At 39.0% G+C, this 25,694-nt stretch carries 25 protein-coding genes and 1 riboswitch; of the genes, 24 read left to right on the top strand and 1 reads right to left on the bottom strand.

Features of this window, described 5'->3' with window-relative positions; all coding sequences use genetic code 11:
• Window positions 1-15: 15 nt before the first annotated feature.
• The 11 genes from ACIQZG_RS12985 (at window position 16) to ACIQZG_RS12935 (ending at window position 10,182) form a co-directional block, all read left to right on the top strand.
• The gene (locus ACIQZG_RS12985) at window positions 16-525 is read left to right on the top strand and encodes a hypothetical protein (RefSeq protein WP_402755617.1); all 510 of its coding nucleotides are present in this window, start codon (window positions 16-18) and stop codon (window positions 523-525) included.
• A gap of 164 nt (window positions 526-689) precedes the next feature.
• On the top strand, window positions 690-1,148 hold the full coding sequence (gene fur / locus ACIQZG_RS12980) for a ferric iron uptake transcriptional regulator (protein WP_402755615.1): 459 nt from the start codon (window positions 690-692) through the stop codon (window positions 1,146-1,148).
• Window positions 1,149-1,396: 248 nt separating this feature from the next.
• Window positions 1,397-2,299: a site-specific tyrosine recombinase XerD gene (gene xerD / locus ACIQZG_RS12975; protein WP_402755614.1), complete on the top strand. Its 903-nt coding sequence runs from the start codon at window positions 1,397-1,399 to the stop codon at window positions 2,297-2,299.
• Between the two features lie 90 nt (window positions 2,300-2,389).
• Window positions 2,390-3,571: a phosphopentomutase gene (gene deoB / locus ACIQZG_RS12970; protein ID WP_402755613.1), complete on the top strand. Its 1,182-nt coding sequence runs from the start codon at window positions 2,390-2,392 to the stop codon at window positions 3,569-3,571.
• A gap of 13 nt (window positions 3,572-3,584) precedes the next feature.
• A complete protein-coding gene (locus tag ACIQZG_RS12965; protein WP_402755612.1) occupies window positions 3,585-4,835 on the top strand; it encodes a thymidine phosphorylase in 1,251 nt (416 codons plus the stop codon).
• Between the two features lie 290 nt (window positions 4,836-5,125).
• Entirely contained in the window at window positions 5,126-5,479 is a 354-nt protein-coding gene (gene spoIIAA / locus ACIQZG_RS12960; RefSeq protein WP_402755610.1) for an anti-sigma F factor antagonist, read from the top strand.
• Entirely contained in the window at window positions 5,472-5,912 is a 441-nt protein-coding gene (gene spoIIAB / locus ACIQZG_RS12955; protein ID WP_402755609.1) for an anti-sigma F factor, read from the top strand. The genes spoIIAA and spoIIAB overlap by 8 nt, the downstream gene beginning before the upstream one ends.
• Before the next feature lie 58 nt (window positions 5,913-5,970).
• Window positions 5,971-6,711: an RNA polymerase sporulation sigma factor SigF gene (gene sigF, locus ACIQZG_RS12950; RefSeq protein ID WP_402755674.1), complete on the top strand. Its 741-nt coding sequence runs from the start codon at window positions 5,971-5,973 to the stop codon at window positions 6,709-6,711.
• 15 nt (window positions 6,712-6,726) lie between these two features.
• On the top strand, window positions 6,727-8,175 hold the full coding sequence (locus ACIQZG_RS12945) for a spore germination protein (protein WP_402755607.1): 1,449 nt from the start codon (window positions 6,727-6,729) through the stop codon (window positions 8,173-8,175).
• 108 nt (window positions 8,176-8,283) lie between these two features.
• Window positions 8,284-9,603: a diaminopimelate decarboxylase gene (gene lysA, locus ACIQZG_RS12940; protein WP_402755605.1), complete on the top strand. Its 1,320-nt coding sequence runs from the start codon at window positions 8,284-8,286 to the stop codon at window positions 9,601-9,603.
• Window positions 9,604-9,801: 198 nt separating this feature from the next.
• Window positions 9,802-10,182, top strand: coding sequence for a GNAT family N-acetyltransferase (locus ACIQZG_RS12935; protein WP_402755604.1), 381 nt, complete (start codon window positions 9,802-9,804; stop codon window positions 10,180-10,182).
• Here ACIQZG_RS12935 and ACIQZG_RS12930 read toward each other — a convergent pair.
• On the bottom strand, window positions 10,179-10,682 hold the full coding sequence (locus tag ACIQZG_RS12930) for a DUF309 domain-containing protein (protein WP_402755603.1): 504 nt from the start codon (window positions 10,680-10,682) through the stop codon (window positions 10,179-10,181). The genes ACIQZG_RS12935 and ACIQZG_RS12930 overlap by 4 nt on opposite strands.
• Window positions 10,683-10,910: 228 nt before the next feature.
• Here ACIQZG_RS12930 and ACIQZG_RS12925 point away from each other — a divergent pair, with 228 nt between their 5' ends.
• The 13 genes from ACIQZG_RS12925 (at window position 10,911) to ACIQZG_RS12865 (ending at window position 25,617) form a co-directional block, all read left to right on the top strand.
• Complete coding sequence (locus tag ACIQZG_RS12925) at window positions 10,911-11,687, top strand: segregation/condensation protein A (protein WP_402755602.1); 777 nt, start codon at window positions 10,911-10,913, stop codon at window positions 11,685-11,687.
• Window positions 11,662-12,255, top strand: a complete 594-nt coding sequence (gene scpB, locus ACIQZG_RS12920) for an SMC-Scp complex subunit ScpB (RefSeq protein WP_402755600.1) — start codon at window positions 11,662-11,664, stop codon at window positions 12,253-12,255. The genes ACIQZG_RS12925 and scpB overlap by 26 nt, the downstream gene beginning before the upstream one ends.
• A 211-nt stretch (window positions 12,256-12,466) precedes the next feature.
• A complete protein-coding gene (locus tag ACIQZG_RS12915) occupies window positions 12,467-13,510 on the top strand; it encodes a D-alanyl-D-alanine carboxypeptidase family protein (RefSeq protein WP_402755673.1) in 1,044 nt (347 codons plus the stop codon).
• Window positions 13,511-13,721: 211 nt separating this feature from the next.
• On the top strand, window positions 13,722-14,456 hold the full coding sequence (locus tag ACIQZG_RS12910; RefSeq protein ID WP_402755599.1) for a pseudouridine synthase: 735 nt from the start codon (window positions 13,722-13,724) through the stop codon (window positions 14,454-14,456).
• Between the two features lie 604 nt (window positions 14,457-15,060).
• Entirely contained in the window at window positions 15,061-15,594 is a 534-nt protein-coding gene (gene resA / locus ACIQZG_RS12905; protein ID WP_402755598.1) for a thiol-disulfide oxidoreductase ResA, read from the top strand.
• A 13-nt stretch (window positions 15,595-15,607) separates the two neighbouring features.
• Window positions 15,608-17,278, top strand: a complete 1,671-nt coding sequence (gene resB / locus ACIQZG_RS12900; protein ID WP_402755597.1) for a cytochrome c biogenesis protein ResB — start codon at window positions 15,608-15,610, stop codon at window positions 17,276-17,278.
• Window positions 17,275-18,462 (top strand): c-type cytochrome biogenesis protein CcsB, encoded by a 1,188-nt coding sequence (gene ccsB / locus ACIQZG_RS12895; protein WP_402755596.1) that lies wholly within the window; start codon window positions 17,275-17,277, stop codon window positions 18,460-18,462. Before resB ends, ccsB begins: the two co-directional genes overlap by 4 nt.
• A 182-nt stretch (window positions 18,463-18,644) precedes the next feature.
• Window positions 18,645-19,361, top strand: coding sequence for a response regulator transcription factor (locus ACIQZG_RS12890; RefSeq protein ID WP_402755595.1), 717 nt, complete (start codon window positions 18,645-18,647; stop codon window positions 19,359-19,361).
• Window positions 19,354-21,126: an ATP-binding protein gene (locus tag ACIQZG_RS12885; protein WP_402755594.1), complete on the top strand. Its 1,773-nt coding sequence runs from the start codon at window positions 19,354-19,356 to the stop codon at window positions 21,124-21,126. Before ACIQZG_RS12890 ends, ACIQZG_RS12885 begins: the two co-directional genes overlap by 8 nt.
• Window positions 21,127-21,185: 59 nt before the next feature.
• Window positions 21,186-21,719 carry an RNA polymerase sigma factor SigX gene (sigX, locus tag ACIQZG_RS12880; RefSeq protein WP_402755593.1) on the top strand — a complete coding sequence of 178 codons (534 nt, stop codon included), beginning with the start codon at window positions 21,186-21,188 and terminating at the stop codon, window positions 21,717-21,719.
• The gene (locus ACIQZG_RS12875; protein WP_402755592.1) at window positions 21,716-23,008 is read left to right on the top strand and encodes an RNA polymerase subunit sigma; all 1,293 of its coding nucleotides are present in this window, start codon (window positions 21,716-21,718) and stop codon (window positions 23,006-23,008) included. Before sigX ends, ACIQZG_RS12875 begins: the two co-directional genes overlap by 4 nt.
• Before the next feature lie 156 nt (window positions 23,009-23,164).
• Window positions 23,165-23,359, top strand: a riboswitch (FMN riboswitch).
• A 225-nt stretch (window positions 23,360-23,584) separates the two neighbouring features.
• A complete protein-coding gene (locus tag ACIQZG_RS12870) occupies window positions 23,585-24,172 on the top strand; it encodes an ECF transporter S component (RefSeq protein ID WP_402755591.1) in 588 nt (195 codons plus the stop codon).
• A gap of 98 nt (window positions 24,173-24,270) precedes the next feature.
• Window positions 24,271-25,617, top strand: a complete 1,347-nt coding sequence (locus ACIQZG_RS12865; RefSeq protein ID WP_402755590.1) for a sodium-dependent transporter — start codon at window positions 24,271-24,273, stop codon at window positions 25,615-25,617.
• The last annotated feature ends 77 nt before the right edge of the window (window positions 25,618-25,694 follow it).

Here is a 25,694-nt window from a genome sequence, read left to right as displayed (position 1 = left end):
AAAAGGAGAATGCTAATGTCTCGTACGGTCTCTATTTTTTATCACGCGTCTATCTTAGCAGTGAGCTTTGTTTGTGGCGTTATCTGCTTTCATATTATTGGTAGTGCGAATGCGGAGTCTTTTGTTTTGTATATTGAACCACGTTTAGCAGGGGACAAGCAGTCTATTTTCCGTTTAGTGCTGCCTGTCATCGTATCAGTAGGGATTATACTCTTACTAGCAACTCATCACTTTTTGAAAATATTTATACGTGTAACTGTGGCAATGCGTGCAACTTTTTTTGGTTTTAGTTCGGTGTTTTTATTGCAAAAACTAGAGGCTTTCTGGCTTTACACAATTTGGTGGTTCCCATTTCAACTGATCTATTGTATATTGTTGCTAGTTCTTTGTAATTTACTCGTACCTGCATGGGCAAAACGGAGAATAGGAAAACAGGTATCCGGTCAATCAATAATGTTGAATTTTATCGCACTTTTTATCATAATGGTAGCAGAATTTATTGTAATATCATATGTTTTGCCTTGATTGTGTTCTATTAATTCAAGTATTCTTTAGAGTGGATGTCATAGAGTTACTTTTAATTTTCAAAATCTAGACATAATCATGCTGAGGTTAATTGAAATTATATCGCTATCTTGTAATAGGATTAACTCCTTTGGTATAATGTAATAAGTTTAGGGGGGCGTCGCATGGAGGGCCGTATTGATCGTATTAAAAAGCAGTTGCATAGTGCAAGTTACAAGCTGACGCCGCAGCGAGAGGCAACAGTTGCTGTATTGCTTGAGCATGAAGAAGACCATTTAAGCGCAGAGGATGTTTATCTTTTAGTAAAAGATAAAGCACCTGAAATCGGTCTTGCTACTGTTTATCGAACATTAGAGTTACTAACAGAGCTTAAAATTGTCGACAAAATTAACTTTGGCGACGGCGTATCACGCTATGATTTACGCCAAGAGGGTGCCGCACATTTCCACCATCACCTTGTATGTATCGAATGTGGAGCAGTCGATGAAATCCAAGAAGACTTACTCGAAGATGTGGAAGCCGTTGTTGAAAAGCGTTGGAACTTTATTATTAAGGACCACCGACTTACATTCCACGGTATTTGTTGGCGTTGTCATGATAAAAACGACGAAAATGAAGAATAAATAACATGAAGCTGTCTTATGAAATCTTGACTTGAGATTTCGTAAGACAGCTTTTTGTTTTATCCTCTGACAAGAAAAGTAAGACAATCTTTTAGGAATTATGAACGCATTAATGAACAAACTATATAGAGGCGTTGTCGAATTTAAGGAAGAATATTGTCAATTATCGATAAAAGGGTAGCTTTACCACTTTTTCTTGTGTACGTGCTAGAATAGAGAATAATTGACAGTAAGGGGGCGACTTCGCAATGAACGAATTCCAATATGCTATAGAAGATTATATTCATTTTATCCAAGTAGAGCGGCAGTTATCCGCTAATACACTAGCATCTTATCGCCGAGATTTAGAGAATTATGTACAGTTTTTACAGGAAGCTGAGGGAATGGCCGATTTTCGCCGAGTGGAACGAACAACTATTTTACGCCATTTAGAGCAACTGCGTATGCAAGGGAAAACGAGTCGCACAATAGCCCGTCATATTTCTTCGATTCGTAGTTTCCATCAGTTCTTACTTCGTGAAAAACGTGCAGAAACAGATCCTACTGTGCATTTAGAAATGCCAACAATTGAACAAAAATTACCGAATGTCTTATCAATTGAAGAAATTGAGGCAATACTGATAGCACCGAATCGTAGTAAGCCACAAGGTGTTCGTGACGTAGCAATGCTTGAATTATTGTATGGCTCTGGTATGCGCATTAGTGAACTAATTGCCCTTGATTTAGCTGATATTCATCTAACGATGGGATTTGTACGTGTTTTCGGTAAGGGTGGTAAGGAGCGTATTGTGCCACTTGGTAAAAGTGCATTGGCTGCGTTAAGTGCCTATTTAGATGGTGCAAGAGGACAACTTCAAGGGAAATACCCAAAAACGGAGGCATTTTTTATAAATCAAAGAGGAAAACGATTAACAAGGCAAGGCTGTTGGAAACTAATGAAGGAGCATGCTTTGAAAGCAGGTATACAACATGAACTCACTCCACATACTTTACGTCATTCGTTTGCAACACATTTAGTCGAGAATGGGGCAGATTTACGTGCAGTTCAAGAAATGTTAGGTCATGCTGATATTTCTACAACGCAAATTTATACGCATATTAGTAAAACAAGACTTTCGGAAGTATATAAGCAATTCCATCCACGTGCGTGAAAATTTCATAAGATTGTCAGATGTCCGACCTTTATTTTTTATTTTTTTGGGGTAGAATAAAGAAGTTGAAAGAATTAGGAGGTTACATCTATGAATAAACAGTTTAAAAAAGTACATGTAGTTGTCTTAGACTCAGTTGGAATTGGTGAAGCACCAGACGCAGCAAACTTTGGAGATGTTGGCGCACATACATTAGGTCACATCGCTGAAAAAATGAATGGGCTTACAATGCCACATATGGAGTCATTCGGCTTAGCAAACATCGAGCCTCTAGAAGGTGTAAACGCTGTTGATAAGTCAAAAGCATACTACGGTAAGATGCAAGAAGCCTCAGTAGGTAAAGATACAATGACAGGTCACTGGGAGATCATGGGTTTAAATATTGACAAACCATTTAAAGTATATCCAGATGGTTTCCCTGCTGAATTAATTGCAGAGCTAGAAGCGCGTACAGGGCGCAAAGTGCTTTGCAATAAACCAGCGAGTGGTACACAAGTTATTGATGACTTTGGGCCAGAGCATATGGAAACAGGCGCATTAATCGTCTACACATCTGCTGACCCAGTATTACAAATTGCAGCACATGAAGAAATCATTCCTCTTGAGGAATTATATAAAATTTGCGAAATTGCACGTGAATTAACATTAGAACCTAAGTATTTAGTTGGCCGTGTTATTGCACGTCCATTCATCGGTACACCTGGTAACTTTACGCGTACTTCTAATCGTCATGACTATGCGTTAACGCCATTTGGACGTACTACGATGAATACAATGAAAGATGCAGGTCTAGATGTAATTGCTATCGGTAAAATCTCTGATATTTTCAATGGTTCAGGTGTAACAGATGCAGTACGTACGAAAAACAATATGGATGGTATGGATAAATTTGCAGAAGTTGTTCGTCGTGATTTCCACGGTTTGAGCTTCTTAAACTTAGTAGATTTTGATGCAAACTTCGGTCATCGTCGTGATCCAATCGGTTATGGACATGCACTGCAAGAATTTGACGCTCGTTTACCTGAAATCTTAGAAGCGATTACAGAAGATGATTTACTAATTATTACTGCTGACCATGGTAATGATCCTACTTTCCCAGGTACAGATCATACGCGTGAATACGTGCCACTTTTCGTATATTCACCACGTTTCAAAGAATGCGGCGAGTTAGCGCTTCGTGAGACATTTGCAGATATCGCAGCAACAGTTGCTGAAAACTTTGGCGTAGAAGCACCAGCTTTCGGAAAAAGTTTCTTAAACGACCTAAAATAAGGGGGATCATATCATGAATATGGCGCAGCTATTTGAAAAGAAAAAGCAAGGCAAAGAGCTTTCACAAGAAGAAATCAATTACTTTGTTGAAGGCTATACGACCGGTTCAATTCCAGATTACCAAGCAAGTTCTTTACTGATGGCTATTCGTTTGATAGGCATGACGGATGAGGAAACATTCTATCTAACGAAAGCGATGATCGAATCCGGCGATGTTATTGATTTAACTGCAATTGAGGGCTTTAAAATCGATAAACATTCAACAGGTGGTGTTGGTGATAAGGTGACATTAATCGTGACACCTATTATCGCTGCTTTAGATATCCCTGTTGCTAAATTCAGTGGTAAAGGTCTCGGCATTACAGGCGGTACCATTGACAAAATGGAATCAATTCGCGGGATGAGAACGGAGCTTTCATCTCAAGAATTTATCGATAATGTTAATAAACATAAAATCGCAGTAGCTGGGCAAACGGGCAATCTTGTACCAGCCGATAAAAAAATATATGCATTGCGTGACGTAACAGGCACAGTTGATTCAATTCCATTAATTGCAGCTTCGATTATGAGTAAAAAAATTGCCAGTGGAGCAGATGGTATCGTACTTGATGTGAAATGTGGTTCTGGTGCGTTCATGAAAACGGAAGAAGAAGCAAAAAAACTTGCTGATGCTATGACGGCTATCGGTGAAAAACTTGGTCGTAAAGTAGTTGCGCATATTAGTGATATGGACAACCCACTAGGCAGAATGATTGGTAACAAGCTTGAAGTCGTAGAGGCACATGCTCTTCTAAGCGGGCGTATGGAAGAAACCCATGCCGATTTACTAGAGGAATGTATTATTATTGCATCATTAATGTATCAAGTTGCAGCTGGTGCAGATGAACAAACGGCAACGGCGGCTGTTAAACGTGTACTAGAAGACGGCTCAGCACTTGCGAAGTTTGAAGAATTCATCGTAGCGCAAGGCGGTGACGTAGCAGATATCGTACAAAATGACACGGCTCACAAAGTAGCAGTGAAGGCACAACAAGCTGGAACTGTTGGTACGATTAATGCACTGTTAGTTGGTGAAGCTAGTGTAGCTCTTGGTGCGGGTCGTTTAACGAAAGAGTCGGCACTTGATTATGATGCAGGTATTCAACTTGTTGCTAAAAAAGGTGACAAGGTAGCAGCTGGCGACACGATTGCTTACCTATATTCAAATAGTGAAATAACTCCAGAAACGGTAAATAAAGTACAGTCAGCATATGCAATCGCATAATTATTTACAACTAGCGGGAATTCTCTTTAATTTAAGAGGATTCTCGCTTTTTTTGTATATTCATTTACGTTCGGTTCGCGGTTAAATTAACAATCAACGTAGGTAAAGTACAAGGAGCTATAAAAACTCATGTAAAAATTATGCATCACGTTTAAAACATCATTATTTTTCCTATACTTAAGCCATAAGTATGTCGAATTGACACTGTTTTGGAAAGATATGAACTAGTTTTGTCAGTCACAAGGAATCACCACAGCTGATGTGGAATTGCACAGAAGGAGGCGATGTTCATGCAATTTCAAATGGAAATGGTTTCAAGAGATACAGTAGTTGTACGTTTATATGGAGAGTTAGATCACCATGCGGTGGAGCAAATTCGATCGAAAATATCTGCAGCAATATTTCAAGGTGCAGTATCGACAGTTATTTGGAATTTAGGAGGGCTTTCTTTTATGGATAGCTCAGGAGTTGGTTTAGTACTTGGTCGTATGCGAGAACTCGAGGCTGTAGCTGGCCGGACAATACTATTAAATCCGTCGCCAACGATGCGCAAAGTATTCCAGTTTTCGGGGCTAGGTCCTTGGATGGTAGATGCGACAGAAGAAGAAGCGATTGAACGCGTGAGGGGGATTGTAAATGGATAACGAAATGACATTATCATTTTTAGCAATTAGTGAAAACGAGGGCTTGGCACGTGTGGCTGTGACAGGCTTTATTGCACAATTAGATCCAACGATTGATGAACTATCAGAGTTTAAAACGGTTGTATCAGAAGCTGTATCGAATGCTATTATCCATGGCTATGAAGAAGATGGACGTGGTGTGATTACTGTTCGTGCACAACGCGTTGACGATGTTGTAACGGTGTCTGTCACAGATATGGGAGTAGGTATTGAAGATGTTAGTCAGGCCATGGAGCCATTATTTACAACAAAGAGTGAGATGGAGCGCTCTGGTATGGGCTTCACAATCATGGATAGTTTCTCTGATCAGTTAACTGTAATGTCCAAGTGGCAGGAAGGGACGACTGTCACATTCTCCAAAAAGTTTTATTCGGTTCGCACGGCGGTCATGTGAGGGTGCTATCGTGAAGCCACTAGAACAGTCGTCCGAAAAGCTATTGTCTCAGGCGGAAATGCGAGAGTTAATCGCACTTTCACAACAGGGCGATCAGGAAGCACGAAAGCGAATGATTGAAGGCAATACGCGACTTGTGTGGTCCATCGTCCAACGTTTTTCAACACGTGGAGTTGAGCTCGAAGATTTATTTCAGATTGGCTGTATCGGGCTGATGAAATCAGTCGATAAATTTGATTTATCATATGAAGTGAAATTCTCGACGTATGCTGTGCCGATGATTATCGGAGAAATTCAGCGTTTCTTGAGGGATGACGGTATGGTGAAAGTCAGTCGTTCAATTCGAGAGCTGAATTTTAAAATTCGTCATGCAACTGATGAATTTATCAAACAAAATGAGCATCCTCCTACAATTCAAGAATTAGCAGAAGTGCTTGGTGTCTCCGCGGAGGAGATTGTGACTGCATCTGATGCATTAAGAGATCCAGCTTCTTTGCATGAGCAATTATTTGAAAGTGAAGGGGATTCCATTACATTAATGGATCAAATGAAGGATGAAAAATCGGAACAACCATTTGAATACATTCCGTTGAAAGAAGTGCTAGCACGTCTTGATCAAAGGGAGCAGTCGATTATATACTTGCGCTATTTTTCTGATTGTACGCAGTCAGAAATTGCCAATAGGCTCGGTATTTCACAAGTGCAAGTTTCACGTTTAGAAAAAAAGATATTGGCACAGCTAAAGAGCTGGATGGCGACTAGCACGAAGGCAGATCGGGAAGTAAAAAACGACATCTAAGAAAATGGTGACAGCATGACAAATAAGTTATTTAACAGCTTAGAAGAAGCGGAAGAATTTTTAAAAGAGCAATTCGGCGATGGTGAATCTTTTGACGTTTGCATAAAGCATATGTTTATCAAAAATTTACCTGTACTGTGTGCCTATATTAGTGGACTTGTAGACGGGGAAATACTAACGGAAATTTCGTCCAACTTATTACCAGATGAAGATATTGAGATAGATATTGAAGATGAAAAGGAATATTTTGAGGCTTACTTCAATTTTTATGGTCGTTCAGAGGAAACTGAGCGGAAGGCATATTTACTTGCAATTTTAAGCGGTCAAGTAACGTTTATAACGAAGAATGGTTTCTGTTACGTTGCGGAGCTTCGTAATTATCCAGGTCGATCGCCAGAGGAGCCAGATAATGAAAAAGTAATTCGTGGTTCAAGGGACGGATTTACAGAAGGGATTATGCAAAATACGGCACTTATTCGTCGACGTATTCGTAATAGTAATTTACGATTTGAGTTGCATAAAGTGTCCAAGATTGGCCAAACAGATGTGGCCTTCGCGTATATGAAAGATGTTGTGAATGAGGAAATTCTGGATAAATTACGTCAGCGACTTTCACAAATCAATCATGATGGGTTGACAATGGCAGACAAATCTTTAGAAGAATGGCTATTCAAACAAAAGTTTCACCCTGTGCCATTTGTCCGTTATACTGAGCGCCCTGATATTACAGCGGCTCATTTACTCGAAGGACATATTGCCATTGTTGTAGACACGTCACCTTCCGTTATTTTAGTGCCTGTTACAATTTTCCATTTGTTGCAACATGCTGAAGAATATAGGGAGGCCCCTGCGGTCGGTACATTTATTCGATCTATCCGTTATTTTGGTACAGTGATGGGCTTATTATTATTGCCGGTTTGGTATGTGTGTGTGACACAGGAGGGCTTGTTACCTGAGGCACTGTCGTTTTTAGGTGCTGAAGAAAAATCCAATGTGCCATTATTACTTCAATTAATTATAGCGGATATCGGTATTGAATTCTTGCGGATGGCCGCCATTCATACCCCGACGCCATTATCTACCGCAATGGGCTTAGTGGCAGGGGTAATAATTGGGCAGATTGCTATTGATGTTGGGCTATTTTCTTCCGAGGTGGTTTTATATACAGCTGTAGCTGCGATCTTCTTATTTGTAATTCCATCTTACGAGTTGAGTATTTCGATAAAGATGTTTAGATTTGCACTGTTGCTGATAACAGGATTATGGGGTGTAAATGGACTATTCGTGGGCTTGTTCTTATTGTTCACGTATTTATGTTCATTGCGTCCTTTGCAAGCGCCGTATTTATGGCCGCTTGTACCATTTTTTCCCAAGGCGATGCTTCGTGTCTTAATTCGATTCCCGATGACAGACGATGCTCTTCGACCTTATATTGTCGGTTCCAAGCAGCGAAAAAGGTCATAGCTGGCATTGCACTCATATTTTGCATGTGATAAAGTTCTTCTATAGTATTTTGTGATTTTTTAAAAAATTATCACAAAATTGAATGATGTGAAAAAGGGAGAGATGCACATGCATTTATATGGGACACAAGCAATTTCTGAAAATGGTCATTTAACTATTGGACAAGTAGATACGCTTGAGCTTGCAAAACAATACGGTACGCCACTATTTGTTTACGATACAGCACTTATTCGTAAGCGCGCTCGCGGCTTTATCGATACATTTAAAAAACTAGGTGTAAAAGCAGAAGTGGCATATGCATCAAAAGCATTTGCATGTGTAGCAGTGTATCAATTAGCTGCGGAAGAAAATTTATCATTGGATGTTGTCTCTGGTGGAGAATTATTTACAGCATTGAAAGCTGGATTCCCATCAGAGCGTATTCATTTCCATGGTAACAATAAAAGTATTGCAGAATTAGAGCAAGCTTTTGACGCTAAAATTGGCTGTGTCGTTGTTGATAATTTCTATGAAATTGAGTTATTAAAAGAAATTTCAGAGCGTCGTCAACAACCAATGCGTGTTTTATTACGTGTGACACCAGGTGTGGAAGCACATACGCATGATTTCATTACAACTGGACAAGCTGATTCTAAATTTGGCTTCGATTTACATAATGGTCAAGCAGATGAAGCGTTCAAACAAACATTCAATCATGAATATTTAGAGCTACTAGGATTACACTGCCATATCGGCTCTCAAATTTTTGATACAGCTGGCTTCGGTTTAGCAGGGGGAAAATTAATCGACAAAATTTCTGAATGGAATAAGGCTCACGATTTTACATGTACTGTGTTAAACTTGGGTGGGGGCTTCGGTATTCGTTACACGGAAGAAGATGCGCCGCTTGAGCCACAAGTATATGTAGAAGATATGATTACAGTTGTGAAGAATAAAGCAACTGTACTAGGTCTTACAATGCCAGAAATTTGGATTGAACCAGGTCGTTCCCTTGTTGGTGATGCAGGAACATCACTTTATACAATTGGTTCACAAAAAACAGTTCCAGATGTACGAAAATATATTGCTGTCGATGGTGGGATGAGTGATAATATTCGCCCAGCTCTATACGATGCAAAATATGAAGCGGTCATTGCAAGTAAAGCAAATGATTCGAAAGAAGAAACATACACGGTAGCTGGTAAACTTTGTGAATCGGGCGATAAATTGATTATTGATGCAAAACTACAAGAAGCTGCTTCTGGTGATGTATTAGCCATCTTCTGTACAGGTGCTTATGGGTATTCAATGGCGAGCAATTATAACCGTGTACCACGTCCAGCTGTGGTGTTTGTAGAAAATGGCGAACATCAATTAGCGGTTAAGCGTGAAAGTTATGAAGATCTTGTACAAAACGACCTCCCTCTAACGTTAAAAAAGGGTGAGTAAATTTGAGGAAAAATAAATGGGTATTATTAGCATCCATGACGACTTTTGTTTTGTTGTGGGGCGTTGTCTACTGGTTGTTAGCTTCAAAAGGAATTCTTGGTCCTGGTTCGTAAGGAAGAAGCTCTACTTGCGGTAAAAGTACAAATCGTGTAGGATAGTCAAAGATTATGTACAGCTAGAAAAAGAGGGAATACAACTATGTTAATTCGATATAAAAAAGCTTTCGAGAAAATAGCGATGGGGCTACTCTCGTTTATGCCTAACGAAAAAGACATAAAAAAGCTCACAGAGACAATCCAATCCTATGAAACTGATGATAATTGGATTTTATATTTATGGAAAAAGAATGATGAATATGTTGGTATAATCGGCCTTGTGCTGAACAATGAGACAGCCACGATTCAGCATGTTTCCGTTGTCCCATCTTACAGAGGTGAGGGTGTGGCAACTGAGATGGTGCAGGAAGTGGCAGAACTTGGCCAATATGAGAACGTACGCGCTACTGATGAAACAAGAGAATTCGTTCAAAAGTGTATTGATTGCACAGACGAAAACAAAGAAAAAGCAGACGAGCTTTAACGTCTGCTTTTTCTTTGTTTGTTTTCTAGGCGTTCAGCTAGAATATGTGAGCGGTCACGTAGCATATGTTTATGAAGAAGATATTCGTTATCGGTAGTAGGTAAAGTATTTATGCGTGCTGTCACCAAGGGCTGTAGCTCTTGTGTAATGGGGAATTTGAAAGCATAAAATTCACCATTATCTTTAGAACATTCGATGGCTCGTTTTGTTTGAATGAGTAATGTCTCGAAGTCAAGAAACTCATAAAATACACTTTCCTTGTTGAATTCAAAGTTTTTGAGTGCCTTTTGTAAAATACGTGTGGCACCAATTTGGTTCCCACGTCGCCAATGGTAAAGTCCAGTTGCTAATTGTACTAAGCCGACAAGAGGATGATTTTTATCACCTGGTGCTATATCTTTCCAATATTCCTCTAGTACTTCATGACATTCAAAAAAATCTTCATTCCCATTAAAATATGCGCAGTAATCGATAAACAAAGTATGGTGCTGTGGATGCATTTTTGGCTCCTTTCCTCTATACTAAAACATGGACTTAACTTTATTCAGTAGTTATTAAAGGTGATGCGATAAACACAGTTTTTGGCTCCTTTTAACGGGCTTTCAACGTTAGCTGAATTAAGTTAGAGCTTCTGGCGGATTTCATAGATTTTGAGGGGGAGTTACCCATTCAAAATCAGGACGTAATCATGTCGAGGCATAATTGATTGATGTCAGGGTGGATACAACATGTCTTACGAAGTAAAATTAGAAGCCTTTTCTGGGCCTCTCGATTTATTATTGCATTTAATTCACAGATTGGAAATCGATATATATGATATTCCAATGGCTGAAATTACACAACAATATATCGACCATATACATGCCATGCAAGTACTTGAGTTAAATGAGGCGAGCGAGTACTTAGTGATGGCAGCCACTTTACTTGCCATTAAAAGCCGTATGCTATTGCCAATCCATGAGGGTGAATTAGAGGAGACGGAATTCGAAGTCGATAGTCCTGACCCTCGTGATGAGCTTGTACAAAGATTAGTAGAGTATAAAAAGTACAAAGAAGCGGCAAGTAATTTACAAGAGCTTGAAACGGAACGTGCACAAGTATTTACACGCCCACCGACAGATTTATCAGCATTAGCACCAGACGAACAGATGGCGTTATTTGATTTAAATGTTAATATTTACGACATGCTTGGGGCGTTTCAAAAACTAATGCGCCGCAAGAAATTGAAAAAACCATTAAAGACGACAATCGCGAGGCAAGAGCGATCAGTTAAAGATCAAATGCGCTCCGTAATCGATTCTTTACGTCTGACAGGTGGACGTGCATCGTTTTTCGAGCTGTTTCCCTACGAGGATAAGCCAACGCTCATCCTAACGTTTCTATCACTGCTTGAACTGATGAAGCGCCAAGTAGTCGTAGTGGAGCAGGGTGGAAACTTTGAAGAACTAACCGTCACATTACAGAAGGAGGATTGGAATGATGACGAAGCAATTGAATTTGCATAGTAGAATAGAAGCATTATTATTTGTTGTTGGTGATGATGGTTTAACGATTCAGCAGATGGCAAATTTATTGAGCGAACGCGATGAACTTGTAGCAGAGGCCATCGAGGAGCTATCAACAGCGTATGAAGAAGATTTAACAAAAGGCATCATGCTGAAAGAAATTGCAGGTGTTTATCAGCTCACAACAAAGCCTGAACTTGCCGAGACAATTCAAAGATTAGTCGAAAATCCTACCGCACAGTCATTGTCACAGGCGTCGCTTGAGGTGCTAGCGATCGTTGCATACAAACAGCCTATTACGCGCGTAGCGATAGAAGATTTACGTGGTGTGAAGTGCGAACGACCATTACAAACGCTAGCCTCTCGTGGACTGATTAAAGAAGTAGGGCGTTCAGAAGGGACAGGTCGTGCGATTTTATATGGCACAACAAAAGAGTTCTTAAACTACTTCGGATTAAATAGTATAGAAGAAATGCCATTATTACCTGAGAGTGAGCAAGGTGAGACAGAACAAGAAACAGATTTATTTTTAACGAAATTCCAAGAAACTTTTAGCGAGGCAAAGTAACCTAAATCTTTAAATGAGCAAAAATAATTACTAATATTTCCATACTGCTAGATGGAGCTTGTAGCGGCGGTTGCGACTTACGATGTGCCTGCGGAAAACTCTTACACCACAATAAAACGGAAATAATTGTTTCCGAATTTGCTCATGTTAGTTAAATTTTATGTGAATAAGGAGTGGCTAGTTGCAACGGCAATTTAAGTGGGTGTTATGTATTGTATTGTTCATATGTTTGGCGTTCCCGAGTACAGGTTTTGCAAGGGGTGGAAGCGGACATGTTGTAATTGACGGTGAAACTGGTCGGATACTATCGGGTGTTAACGAGGATAGTAGACTACCGATTGCGAGCTTAACGAAAATTTGGACGGCACTTGTTGCAATTGAAAATAGTGCACTCGACGAGGAAGTTGTCATCTCAGCGAAAGCAGCAACAGCAGAAGGTTCATCGATTTATTTGCAAGCAGGAGAAACTGTAACGGTAGAAACGCTGCTTTACGGATTAATGTTGCGTTCTGGTAATGATGCGGCAACAGCTTTAGCAGAGCATGTCGGTGGCTCAGTAGAAGGTTTTGTGCGACTTATGAATGATCGAGCTGTTGTTGCTGGACTTACAAAGACAGTCTTTATGAATCCATCAGGTTTACATCATGATGAGCATTTATCGTCGGCGAGGGATACAGCTGAAATGCTACGAATCGCCCTGCAAAACAAAAAATTCGAAAAAATTGCTTCGACAGTTTTATTCAGAGCGGATACGACGAATGGCATGCTCTGGGAAAATAAGCATCGTTTAGTAAGAGAAAGTTCGGGCCCTGTTAGTGATACAGAAGAAGACGATGAAAGACCAGTCTCATCATTAAAAACGTCGACTGGTTCAGCGTATGCTGGTAAGACTGGCTATACAAAAGTGGCAGGTCGAACACTTGCGACGGCTTTTCAAAAGGACGGGCAAACGTGCATTGTCGTGACTTTGAATGAATCAAATGATTGGCAAGTGCATCGTAGTCTTGCAAATGGAGTCTGGCAAGATTATAACCTTGAAATAGTTGTAAAAAAAGGGAAATACAAAGTGAATGACAAGTTTTCTATTCGTTTGGAGGAACCAATACAGTTACAACTAAACAAGGAAGAGAAATCCAAGGTACGACAGGTGCTGCATATTTCTAGAAAGCGTAAAGAAGCAGTTTTGTCAATTTTTCTTGGTGAAGAACGTATTTACGCTAAGCGCGTAAGCGTTGAATCAGTGGATCGGAAGTAGCGATCCACTGATTTTTTTCATGTAAATGTCGAATATTGTAGTATTTAGAATAATCCCATTACTTAAGTATAATTAGTTTCCCTTTAATATTGTGCGAAAGTATGACATAATTTTCACAGATTAACGGGAAAAATAACTTTATTTAAAAGGCGATGAAATGCCTATCAAATAAAGTAAAAGCCACAGGCAAATTTGATTTAGAGGTGAAGTTATGGAAAGATTACAAAAGGTCATTGCATACGCTGGAGTAGCATCAAGACGTAAGGCAGAGCAATTGATAGTAGAAGGTAAAGTAAAAGTGAATGGTGTTGTTGTGAAGGAGCTTGGTACAAAGGTTTCAAATTCTGACACAATAGAGGTAGAGGGTGTAAAACTTGAAAAAGAAAATAAAGTGTACTTCCTATTATATAAACCACGTGCCACGATTTCTGCAGTAACAGATGATAAAGGACGCAAAACTGTCACAGATTTATTTAAGCATATTCCGGAACGTATTTTTCCAGTGGGACGTCTTGATTATGATACATCTGGGTTATTACTTCTGACAAATGATGGCGAGTTTTCCTATATGCTGACACATCCGAAATTTAAAATCGATAAAACGTATATCGCTCGTGTAAAAGGTGTGCCAACTGTCGAAGGCTTAAAAAAACTACAGCGTGGTATTAAGTTAGAAGATGGTAAAACAGCACCGGCAAAAGTAAGTATGACGTCTTTTGACGAACAAGCGGGTAAGGCAATTTGTGAAATTACAATCCACGAAGGTCGTAACCGTCAAGTGCGTCGTATGTTCGAAGCGATTGGTACACCTGTTGTTAAACTAAAACGTGAACGCTTTGCTTTCTTAGATTTATACGGTTTAGCACCAGGTGAATATCGCCAATTATCGAAGCATGAAGTTAAACAACTACGAGTGCTTGCAGAAACAGGACAAATCGGAAATTAAGTGGATTAAGCTTAGAAAGTGGAAATATCACTGTACAAAGAAGGTATAGAAAAGCTATACTATAGAATTTTCTATTAGGTGTGCTGAATAGTGGAGTAGTAGGTTGTTGTTTACTGCAGGGTTGATTTTTTATTCAATACAAAAGTAGATTACGACATTTTAGGTTGATTGTAGCAGAGTATACTTATGTCGCTTCGCTTTCGTCGCAGAGCAAAGCTTGTTACGGGTAACACAAGTGAACCGAGACCATGCACGGAGCATCGCAATCGGTGCGCAGTTCAGTACTTGACTGCGGAAAGCGAGCATCCTGTAGCGAAAATCAACCTTCCACTTTATTAGAAATGATGAAAATTTGTTAATTAACATAACTGATTTTCTATTGTGATTATTTGCATAATTCTCACTTTGGAGCAAACGATTTAGCTCTGAGGTTTTTATGTGAAAATCACTTTTCGGTAGCCTTCTTTATACAAAGTGTTGTTTTCACTTTCTTTGTGATGAAAACGTTCATAAATCATTCATAATTAATAACTAAGCGAAATTGTATCATTTTGCTATAATAGGTGAGAATAGCGCACCTTGGTAAAAAGGAGGGTTTATTAACATGGAAAAAAAGAAAAAGCGCCTGATCTTACGTACTATTATTTTAGCCATTTTAGTTCTAGCGATTGGCTACACGGTATATGGCTCAGCAACAAAGGATAAAATTGAGTTAGTAAAAGTTGGATCTGACGCACCGGATTTCACGTTAATAGATTTAAATGGAGAGAAACATAAACTTTCAGATTATAAAGGCCAGGGGGTATTTTTAAACTTCTGGGGTACATGGTGTAAGCCTTGTGCAAAAGAAATGCCGGCAATGGACAGGCAATACAAAGTCTTTAAAGATCAAGGTGTACAAACTTTAGCGGTGAATATTGCACAAACAGATTTTGAGGTGCAGAGTTTTGTTGATAAATATGATTTGTCATTCCCTGTTGTAATCGACAAAACGAAAAGTGTGAGAGATGCTTATAACGTAGGATACTTACCTGCTACAGTCTTAGTCAATCCAGAGGGTAAAGTAGTGAAAATTATTACAGGTGAAATGACAGAAGCGAATATCGCATCGTATATGGAATTAATAAAGCCGGAATAAGGAGTTAATGACGATGGAAAATATCACTTGTGCATGTGGTCATCTTAATCCATACGGCACGAAGCTATGTGAAAAATGTGGTCGTCCTTTAACAGAAGAAGAAAAACAAAATAAAGTTGTTGATATGCGCTATGACGGTACGGCAATTCGTTCGAAAACGTACAATAAAACGATTATCGATAAAATTTGGAATTTCTTCTCCAGTGTAAAAGTAGGGATATCACTAATCATTATTACGTTAGTTGCTGCGTCAATCGGAACAATTCTACCGCAAGAAATTTATGTGAATGCTCCTGATGTTAGCAAACCAGCCTATTACGAGAAAGTGTATGGTTGGTTTGGTAAAGTTTATAATCAATTAGGACTATCAGATTTATATAGTACATGGTGGTTCCAAATATTGGTAGGTATGCTCGCGGTATCAATTATTGTTGCTAGTTTAGACCGTGGTATACCGCTGTATAAATCACTTAAGAATCAGCGTGTCAAACGCCATGAAAGTTTCTTGAAACGTCAACGTATCGTAGCTGAGGGACAGGTAGAAAATGCTGAAGAAACACTGAATAAAGTCGAGAAAAAAATGAAAGAAATGAAATACAACGTGCGTCGGGATGGTAGTGCGCTGCTAGCAGAACGTGGCCGTTTTTCTCGATATGGCCCATACATAAATCATGTCGGTCTTATAATCTTTTTAACAGGTGTTATGTTGCGTTTAGTACCAGGTTTTTACGTAGATGAATCGATTTGGATACGCGAAGGTGAAATACGTGCTGTTTCAGGGATGGATGGCTACTTTATTGAAAACCGTAAATTTATATTAGAAACGCATGATAATAAGCCGCAGGGTGAACAGGTGAAGCAAGGTGTCAATGTTGTTGCGAAAAACTTCCAAACAGACATCACATTATACAAACAACCAAAAGATGCTATTCCTGGGGATATAGATAATCTCGAAAAAGTAAAAGATTACTCCATTCGTGTCAATCATCCATTGAAAGAAGCGGGTTTTGCGCTCTATCAAATGAATTATCGACAGGATGATTTGAAACAAATGAATTTTAATTTAGTGAACAAAGCAACTGAAGAATCGCTAGGTACAATTGAAATTGATTTAACAAATCCTAAAAAAGAATATGATTTAGGAAATGGTGCATCAGTTCAGCTATTGGTTTATACGCCAGATTTCGATGGTTTTGAAAATGGTGCGCCACAAACGAAATCGTCTTCGCCAGTAAATCCAGCATTTATTTTTAAGATGACGACGCCTGAAACACCAAATGGTGAAACAAGCTTTGTTGCGATCCGACAAACAATGGAGCCACTTGGCGAAACCAAGTATCAAATGAAATTTGCAGGTGTAGAGACATTGAATGTGTCTAATTTTACTGTTCGTAAAGACCGCACGATTCCGATTTTATTCGTTGGTGGTATTATCTTTATGATTGGTGTGGCAATCGGTTCTTATTGGAATCATAGACGTCTTTGGTTGCAAGTCGAACCAGATGGTCGAGTTATTATGGCTGCTCATGTTAATAAAAATATGTTTAGCATGAAGAAAGACTTAGATGCAGTAGCTGAATTTGCCAATCTACCACAATATACAGATCAACTTGATAAGATTGCGGAAGACGAAGCGTCCACAAGTAGTGGCAATAAAAAAGGGGAAGGTGACAACACCTTATGAGTTTAATTGATTTAAGTGGAAATTTGCTATATGTTGCATTTATCGCTTATTTAGTGGCAACACTATTTTTTGGTGGTGCCATTAAACAATCAAATGCAACTGGCAAAAACACAGATAAATGGGGCAAGGTTGCTATCGTTGTAACGATTATCGGTTTCCTTGCTCAATTAGGTTATTTCATTACACGTTGGATTCATACAGGACATGCGCCTGTTAGTAATATGTTCGAATTTACGACCGCTTTTGGGATGTTCATTGTGGCATCATTTATATTAATATTCTTTATTTATCGTATGACGGCTCTTGGTTTAGTCGCATTGCCTGTTGCACTACTAATTATTGCATATGCAGCAATGTTCCCGACTGAAGTAAGTCCGTTAGTGCCATCACTACAAAGTCACTGGTTAACAATTCACGTTATTACTGCAGCGCTTGGTCAATCGATTTTGGCGATTAGTGCTGTAGCGGGGTTAATTTATTTATTAAAAGTTGTGGATCTATCAAAAAAATCGAAGCAACGTTTTTGGTTAGAAGCAGTTATGTACTGCTTAGTAGTTGTAATAGGTTTCGTAGTCGGTTCATCTGCATTCAGTGCGATGGATTACGAATCGAAATACACGTATGTTGATAAAGAAGAAAATGTGCGTCAAATCATTTACAATATGCCACCAATATTCGGTATGCATCAATATGAAGCAGTAGAAGAACATGGCATGTCACCATTAGTAGAAATGCCTGCATTAATCAATGCAAAAAAATTAACTACAGTAGTATGGTCATTATTAATGGGTACAATTTTATATTGGGTAATTCGTTTACTTGCAAGACGTCGCATTAGTGCGATTTTCCAGCCGCTTGTAAAACGTGTAAACTTACAATTACTTGATGAAATCGGGTATCGTTCAGTACTTATTGGATTCCCAGTATTTACATTAGGAGCATTAATCTTTGCGATGATTTGGGCACAAATCGCATGGAGTCGCTTCTGGGGATGGGATCCAAAAGAAGTGTGGGCACTTATTACGTGGTTATTCTATGCTGCATTCCTTCACCTTCGACTATCGAAAGGGTGGGAAGGTGAACGCTCAGCTTGGTTAGCATTAATTGGTTTTGGTATTATCTTATTTAACCTTATTGCTGTTAATTTAATCCTTGCTGGTTTACACTCGTACGCATCATCGTAAGTAGTTTGGTGTAGTAATTTTACCCAATTTTAACAATGAGTACCTTCGTTGGTTTTTGATGGTAAAAATAGAGGAAGAAAAGCCTTCTTGCTGTAGCCAGAAGGCTTTTCTTTACTTTTCATTATGACTTGTACAATGTACAATAGAAGCTAGAGAAAGATTGGAAAAGAGGGATCGTATAAGTGTCAGAAAATATTTCAGTATTAGTTGTAGATGATGAGGATCGTATTCGCCGCCTTTTAAAAATGTATCTTGAACGTGAAGGGTACCAAGTTGATGAAGCTGAGAACGGTAACGAAGCGATTGAGAAATCTTTGGAAAAAGATTATCACTGTATTTTACTCGATATTATGATGCCTGAAAAAGATGGGCTTGAAGTGTGCGGAGAAATTCGTGAACGAACAGCAACGCCAATTATTTTATTAACTGCTAAAGGCGAGGAAGCAAACCGTGTACAAGGTTTCGAGCTAGGTGCAGATGATTATATTGTTAAACCATTTAGTCCACGTGAAGTAGTGCTACGAGTTAAGGCGATCTTACGTCGTTCACAAGCATTTTCACCAACAACTAATGCATCTACTTCAAAAGATTTAGTTGTGTTCCAACATCTAATGATCGACCATGATGCACACCGTGTAACAGCAGAAGGTATCGAAGTGAACCTAACGCCAAAAGAGTATGAGTTACTCTACTTCCTAGCGAAATCACCAGACAAAGTATTTGACCGTGAACAACTACTAAAAGAAGTTTGGCACTATGATTTCTTTGGAGATTTACGTACAGTGGATACACATGTAAAACGTTTACGTGAAAAGCTAAATCGTGTATCTGAAAATGCTGCCAAAATGATTGTCACTGTTTGGGGCGTCGGATACAAATTTGAGGTTGTCAATGAATAGAATATGGAACAGTGTTGTCGGGAAGCTATGGGTAACCATATTGCTTCTCGTTTCATTTGTATTGTTTGTTTTCACGGTTTTAATGCTTGAGTTTCTCCAAAACTATCACATGCAACAGGCAGAAAGCTCCCTACGTCAAACAGCTGCAACGGTCGCAAGTATACTTGATGATAATGAAACAGCCGAAACAACTTCGGAATTATTATCAGATATTTTACCTGAAAGCACGAATGCATTAATTGCTTTAAGTAATCAAGAAGTGTCGTTTGGTATGCAAGAGGGCGTCAATAAACGAGAAATACAAGACATGATACTAGCAAACAAAGCATTTCATGAGATTTTTAAATCTGCCGAGCCGGTCATTAAAGAAATGATGATGCCGTCTTCAACAGATGAGGGGAAAATGGAATCATATGTAGTACTAGGGTTCCCATTGAATGTGGAAAATGAAGTACATGGTGCGGTGTTTATTTATCAAAGTCCAGATGCACTACATAAAACATCTAAGGAAACGACGAAAATTGTCTTTCTATCTGCGTTCATTGCTTTTGTGTTAACGACGTTCTTTGCATTTTTCCTATCTTCGCGAATTACATCGCCATTACGTAAAATGCGAGAACTGGCTTTTGAAATTGCTAAAGGGAACTTTGAGGCGAAAATGCCAACGACACAAAGTGATGAAATCGGTCAACTGGCCGTCGCGTTTAACCAAATGGGGCGTCAATTGAAGCATAATTTAGAAGTCATCAATCAGGAAAATGAACAACTATCGAATATATTAACGTCCATGACGGATGCGGTTATTACATTTAATCGTGATCGCACAATTTTACTGAGCAATCCACCAGCAGAGCGTTTAATGCAAAAGTGGTTTGTCAATAAGGGCTCACAAAGTAAACAGCCAATTCCACCAGAGTTGTACCATATGCTCGACCACGTCTTAATGTTTGAAGATAAGCTAGAAGAGGAAATTGAAATGGACGGCAATTATTATACATTTACGATTAGTCCTCTATATAGCGGAGAATTGATTCGTGGGGCGGTTGCGGTTATCCGTGATATGACGGAGCAACATCGCTTAGAGAAGCTTCGTTCAGACTTTATTGCTAATGTATCTCATGAGCTACGTACGCCTATCTCGATGCTACAGGGCTACTCTGAGGCACTTATGGATGATTTTATTCAAGATCAAGAGGAACGGAACGAAATTACGAAAATTATTTATGATGAGTCCAAGCGAATGGGCCGTCTAGTGACAGACTTGCTCGATCTAGCGCGTATGGAATCGGGGCATATGACGCTTTATAAAGACGAATTACCGATTAACTCAACATTCGAACGTATTACACAAAAATTCGCGCAAGTAGCGAAGGAAAAGCATGTACAGCTAGTGTTTGACAGTGAGTTTGATGCAGATGCCGTTATTAGTATTGATGAGGATCGCATTGAGCAAGTATTAACGAATTTAGTAGATAATGCACTTCGTCATACCGATACGGGTTCTGTAACGGTAAAAGTTGAGCAAGAGCCTACATTTGCAAAAATTTCGGTGCAAGATACTGGACATGGTATTCCTCAAGAAGATTTACCGTATGTCTTTGAACGTTTCTATAAGGCAGATAAGGCACGTACTCGCTCAAAAGGTGGTACAGGTCTTGGGCTTGCTATTGCTCGAAATATCGTCAAGGCACACTCGGGTAATATTATGGTCGATAGTGTGGTGGGAGAAGGCACGACATTTACGTTTTATTTACCTTTTGAATAAGGTATGTAACTTATATGGATGTTAGACGACAAATACTATGAGAACGGAGGTGGAGTGCTGTGAATGACTCCGTGTTCCATCGATTATACGATGCTTACCACCAAGATGTATTCCAGTTCCTTATTTATCTAGTGAAAAATCGCTTGCTTGCAGAGGATTTATCGCATGAAGTATATGTTCGTGTACTTCGATCATACGATCAATTTACGGGGAAAAGTAGTGAAAAAACATGGCTTTTTGCAATAGCAAAAAACGTAGCAATTGACCATTTCAGAAAGCAAGCGGTACGCCAAAAACATTCATTAGATTATTTTGACTGGGAAACAGAACAGTTACGTTCATCCACTCCATCACCAGAAGATACTCTATTACTAAGTGATGAATTCCAACAATTAGAGGCGGCACTTGAAAATTGTACTGGGGATCAAAAAATGGTCATTGTAATGCGCTTTTTCCAAGAGTTATCGATATCAGAAACTGCGCAAATACTTGATTGGACTGAGGCGAAAGTGAAAACGACTCAATTTCGTGCAATTAAAGTTTTACGAGAACAGTTACAACATGAGAGAGAGAAGGAGGCGAAGTGGCAATGACTCATAAAGATTTCGATGGTGACCAACTAGAAAATTTAATGAAAAACGCCCCGAAGCTTCCTGATTCCAGATCAAAAGAAGATGTATTAAACCGCCTGCTGGCAGATGCTCGTCTACAAGATAATACGCATTTGCAGGCAGCGATAGACGAACCGATAGAACCAATAGAAATACCACAAGAGCAACGTCAACAGACCGCTTCCATCCAAGAGGAAAGGGCTGTCGTGGCGAAAAGAAGCCGTAAGAATAGTAAAATACCTGTTTTTATAAGTATCGCTTCAGTTTTTGTACTCACATTACTTGTCGGTATGATAATGAATAATAATTCAACAGGAGATAAGGAAAGTATAAAAGCCGAAAGCTATTCAACTGTGCAAACTGACGAAGCAGAGAGTGTTGAAAAAGCAAATGCTTTGATGGACAAGGATGCTTTTGTTAATGATACACGCATGATGTCACTACGTACATCTGTTTATGAAGAGGATTTAACGGAAGCTACAGCATTGCGCATTGGTTTAGCCAGTAGCGCTGCAGAAAGTGTACCGGTTACTTTTGTTATACCTAATGAGCGTGTCGTAGCTGATTTTGGTGATGTAAAGCCAACTACCCTCCAATTATATGAAAAGTATGCACCGCAAATTGATGAAGAGGCAATGGGATTTGCAGAGTATCATCCGTATAAGGGAGAGCTAAAAGAGCAGGGAGAGACGCTTGTACACGTATTACCAGAGGAAAATGAGTATGATGGAGCCTCGGCAACAGTGAACATGTACACAGGTTCATTAAAAGATACATTCTCAGATTATAAAGAGGTCGCGGTGAAAACAGCTGAGGGGAAAGCATACGAGTTTTCACAGGTTGGTGAACCGAGTGAACCGATACAAATGACAGGGATAGTTAATCACTACAATTATTACTTGCTCAAAGAAAAGAACGGTGTAGAATATTTATCACCGAATTTCAGGGAAACATTTGAAACAGTGACAGAAGCACTTCAGGGAATGCATCTAAAAAAGGATGATATTTATGTGCCAGTTGTACCAGAAAAGGTGACTTTTGCTGTGACAGAGGCAAAAGATGGTGTTATTGTGACGTTTGATACTCCGTTAGATTTAACCGTACTAGGTGCGGTCCAGGCAACACAGTTAGTGGAAGCAATGATGTTGACAGCAGCAAGCTTTGATCAACAATTACGTCTTGAAAATCTAGTACAAGACAGCTGGGAAGGATTTAATTTTAACGAGTATTTGCCGATGCCAATGGGAGCTAATAAACAATATATGCAGTAGTATAGGAGCAGCTATCCATTTAGGGTAGCTGTTTTTTTGTAAGTATAGAATGGTATTTAATGCATAGTAAATAAATTGGAATAATTTTAGAGCGGAAGTATTTACTTTTTACTCATAATTCATTATAGTAAAGTTGTAAGATAAAAAATAATATTGATTCATCTTCGGGGCAGGGTGAAAATCCCGACCGGCGGTAATAGAGTCGTAAATTGCTTGTATAGTCTAAAACTACACAAACTCGAAAATTTACAATACTACTCTTTAGCCCGCGACCTGTGCAAATTTTTTTGCATGGCTGACTTGGTGTAATTCCAAGGCCGACAGTTACAGTCTGGATGGGAGAAGATGGAGGTACGATCGTCATTCGTTGTTACGAATTATAGCTGTGTGTGGACGTTTTTTTAAGTGTATATTTTTACACAGTTTGCGCAAAAAAATGGCTATAAATGGCGTTTTTTAATCATGCCTATTCTCCCTTATGCTTTTTGCATAGGGTTTTTTTCGTTAACAGGAATCGATAGTGTCGTTGCCTTTCTTCTTGCAAGATTGAATCAGCAAAGAGGAGAGAGCTTTTCAATGAAGAAAAATGTCAAACTACAATCGTTTATTACGATTGGCATGCTCAGTAGTATTTCGTTTTTACTAATGCTTTTTAATTTCCCAATTCCACCATTTCCAGCTTTTTTAGAAGTGGATTTCAGTGATATGCCTGCACTTATGGCGGCAATCACAATGGGACCTATGGCAGGTATTTTAGTAGAATTATTTAAAAATGTCCTAGACTGGGTTTTCTCAGGCACACCAACAGGAGTACCAGTTGGTCATATCGCAAACTTTGCGACAGGGATTTTATTTATTTTACCAGTAACATTTATTTTTAATCGATTTAAATCAATGATTGGTCTTGTAAGTGGTTTAATCTTAGGAACTATTACGATGGCTATTGGGATGAGTATATTAAACTATGTTTTAATCTTACCAATGTATACGTACTTCTTAGGGATGGAACCGGTTGTTGGAGATTCGTTATATACTATGATCGTCGCGGGTATTCTACCATTCAACCTTGTAAAAGGTGTATTGATTACGTTCATTATGGCGTTTTTATATACAACAATGCGTAAGTGGGTAGAGCAACAACGTAAGATGTATTTATCAAAATAATATGTTAATCCCTGGGAGCATTCGCACTCAGGGGTTTTTTAGTTGTGTTTTTTCATGTAGAATGAGAGTGAGTATAGAGAGTTGAGGAGTTTGATTAGATGAGTGAGAAAAATGGGCAATGGTCTAGTAAGTTAGGATTTATTTTAGCCTCGGCGGGGGCAGCAATCGGACTTGGTGCGATTTGGAAGCTACCTTACGTCACGGGGCAAAGTGGGGGCGGAGCATTTTTTCTGATCTTCGTCTTGTTTACACTATTAATTGGTTTACCGATGTTGTTATCTGAATATATTTTAGGACGTGGCACACAATCAGAAGCAGTGACAGCATATAAAAAAGTTGCTCCTGATAAACCGGCTTGGGCTTGGGTTGGTCGTATGGGTGTCCTTGGTTGTTTCCTACTACTAACTTTTTATAGTGTGGTAGGCGGTTGGATTTTTATATACAGTGGTCTTGGTGTGGCAGGAAGTATTATCGATCCTGCTGTTGACCCGAATGCATTGTTCGCTAAAATAATTGGCACGCCGTTGATTACATTAGCCGGCCTTGCTATATTCACGCTTGCGAATGTCATAGTAATTTCGTTAGGTGTGCAGAATGGCATTGAAAAGATGAGTAAATGGATGATGCCATTATTATTTATTATTTTTATCGTACTAGTAGTACGTGCGCTTACGTTAGATGGAGCGATGGAGGGTGTTAAATTCTTTTTATGGCCTGATTTTACGCATATTACAGGTCGAGCAATACTAGAAGCGTTAGGGCAATCTTTCTTCGGTTTAGCAGTGGGATTCTCATGTTTAGTAACCTATAGCTCATACTTGAAAAAGGATGTGAGTTTGGTGAATTCGGCGGTTTCAGTAGTTTCGCTAACGGTACTGGTGTCGTTTTTAGCAGGCCTAGCAATCTTCCCGGTTGTGTTTGCTTTTGATTTAGAACCAGCTGCTGGACCAGGGCTACTATTTATGGTGTTACCAGCTGCATTTAGTCAAATGCCTTTTGGAGAATTGTTCTTGGCGTTATTTTTATTACTTTTCTTATTTGCGACACTAACATCATCGTTTAGTTTGTATGAAATTATTGTAGCTGCGTTTATTAAAAAGTGGAACATGTCACGAGCGAAGTTAACGATGCTACTTGGCGTTGTGGTATTCATCGCTGCAATTCCGGCAGCGTTATCATCGAGTGTATTAGCAAATGTATTGATTTTCGGAAGAAGCATATTTGATGCGACAGACTTTTTAGTGTCGAATTTAATGCTGCCGCTTGGTAACCTATTTATTTCGATTTTTATTACATACGTGGTGAATAAAGAGTTTGTAAAAACAGAATTATTGGTAGGTAGTAATATGGGACAAGGCTTTTATTCTACTTACCGTGTACTCATGGCGTCTTTCGTGCCGCTAGTTATTATTGTCGTGTTGTTCAATATGCTATTACAATATTAAAAAGAAGCAGTGCATATTAGAATTCTAATATGCACTGCTTTTTTTAAATGATTAATAGTATATTCCTAAAGCTAAAG

Origin of the sequence: Lysinibacillus sp. NPDC096418 (genome assembly GCF_044762775.1) — a bacterium.
Taxonomy (GTDB): Bacteria; Bacillota; Bacilli; order Bacillales_A; family Planococcaceae; genus Lysinibacillus.
The sequence above is the reverse complement of the archived record's forward strand: the minus strand, read 5'-3'. Positions and strand labels throughout refer to the sequence as shown.

Bases quoted from the DNA above. Each gene is read 5' to 3' on its own strand.
- deoB (WP_402755613.1), top strand. From the start codon at position 2,390: ATGAATAAACAGTTTAAAAAAGTACATGTAGTTGTCTTAGACTCAGTT.
- ACIQZG_RS12935 (WP_402755604.1), top strand. From the start codon at position 9,802: ATGTTAATTCGATATAAAAAAGCTTTCGAGAAAATAGCGATGGGGCTA.
- ACIQZG_RS12885 (WP_402755594.1), top strand. From the start codon at position 19,354: ATGAATAGAATATGGAACAGTGTTGTCGGGAAGCTATGGGTAACCATA.
- sigF (WP_402755674.1), top strand. From the start codon at position 5,971: ATGCGAGAGTTAATCGCACTTTCACAACAGGGCGATCAGGAAGCACGA.
- ACIQZG_RS12910 (WP_402755599.1), top strand. From the start codon at position 13,722: ATGGAAAGATTACAAAAGGTCATTGCATACGCTGGAGTAGCATCAAGA.
- spoIIAA (WP_402755610.1), top strand. From the start codon at position 5,126: ATGCAATTTCAAATGGAAATGGTTTCAAGAGATACAGTAGTTGTACGT.
- ACIQZG_RS12930 (WP_402755603.1), bottom strand. From the start codon at position 10,682: ATGCATCCACAGCACCATACTTTGTTTATCGATTACTGCGCATATTTT.
- resB (WP_402755597.1), top strand. From the start codon at position 15,608: ATGGAAAATATCACTTGTGCATGTGGTCATCTTAATCCATACGGCACG.
- ACIQZG_RS12945 (WP_402755607.1), top strand. From the start codon at position 6,727: ATGACAAATAAGTTATTTAACAGCTTAGAAGAAGCGGAAGAATTTTTA.
- ACIQZG_RS12865 (WP_402755590.1), top strand. From the start codon at position 24,271: ATGAGTGAGAAAAATGGGCAATGGTCTAGTAAGTTAGGATTTATTTTA.
- ACIQZG_RS12965 (WP_402755612.1), top strand. From the start codon at position 3,585: ATGAATATGGCGCAGCTATTTGAAAAGAAAAAGCAAGGCAAAGAGCTT.
- fur (WP_402755615.1), top strand. From the start codon at position 690: ATGGAGGGCCGTATTGATCGTATTAAAAAGCAGTTGCATAGTGCAAGT.
- ACIQZG_RS12875 (WP_402755592.1), top strand. From the start codon at position 21,716: ATGACTCATAAAGATTTCGATGGTGACCAACTAGAAAATTTAATGAAA.
- ccsB (WP_402755596.1), top strand. From the start codon at position 17,275: ATGAGTTTAATTGATTTAAGTGGAAATTTGCTATATGTTGCATTTATC.
- ACIQZG_RS12925 (WP_402755602.1), top strand. From the start codon at position 10,911: ATGTCTTACGAAGTAAAATTAGAAGCCTTTTCTGGGCCTCTCGATTTA.
- lysA (WP_402755605.1), top strand. From the start codon at position 8,284: ATGCATTTATATGGGACACAAGCAATTTCTGAAAATGGTCATTTAACT.
- ACIQZG_RS12870 (WP_402755591.1), top strand. From the start codon at position 23,585: ATGAAGAAAAATGTCAAACTACAATCGTTTATTACGATTGGCATGCTC.
- spoIIAB (WP_402755609.1), top strand. From the start codon at position 5,472: ATGGATAACGAAATGACATTATCATTTTTAGCAATTAGTGAAAACGAG.
- xerD (WP_402755614.1), top strand. From the start codon at position 1,397: ATGAACGAATTCCAATATGCTATAGAAGATTATATTCATTTTATCCAA.
- scpB (WP_402755600.1), top strand. From the start codon at position 11,662: ATGACGAAGCAATTGAATTTGCATAGTAGAATAGAAGCATTATTATTT.
- ACIQZG_RS12985 (WP_402755617.1), top strand. From the start codon at position 16: ATGTCTCGTACGGTCTCTATTTTTTATCACGCGTCTATCTTAGCAGTG.
- resA (WP_402755598.1), top strand. From the start codon at position 15,061: ATGGAAAAAAAGAAAAAGCGCCTGATCTTACGTACTATTATTTTAGCC.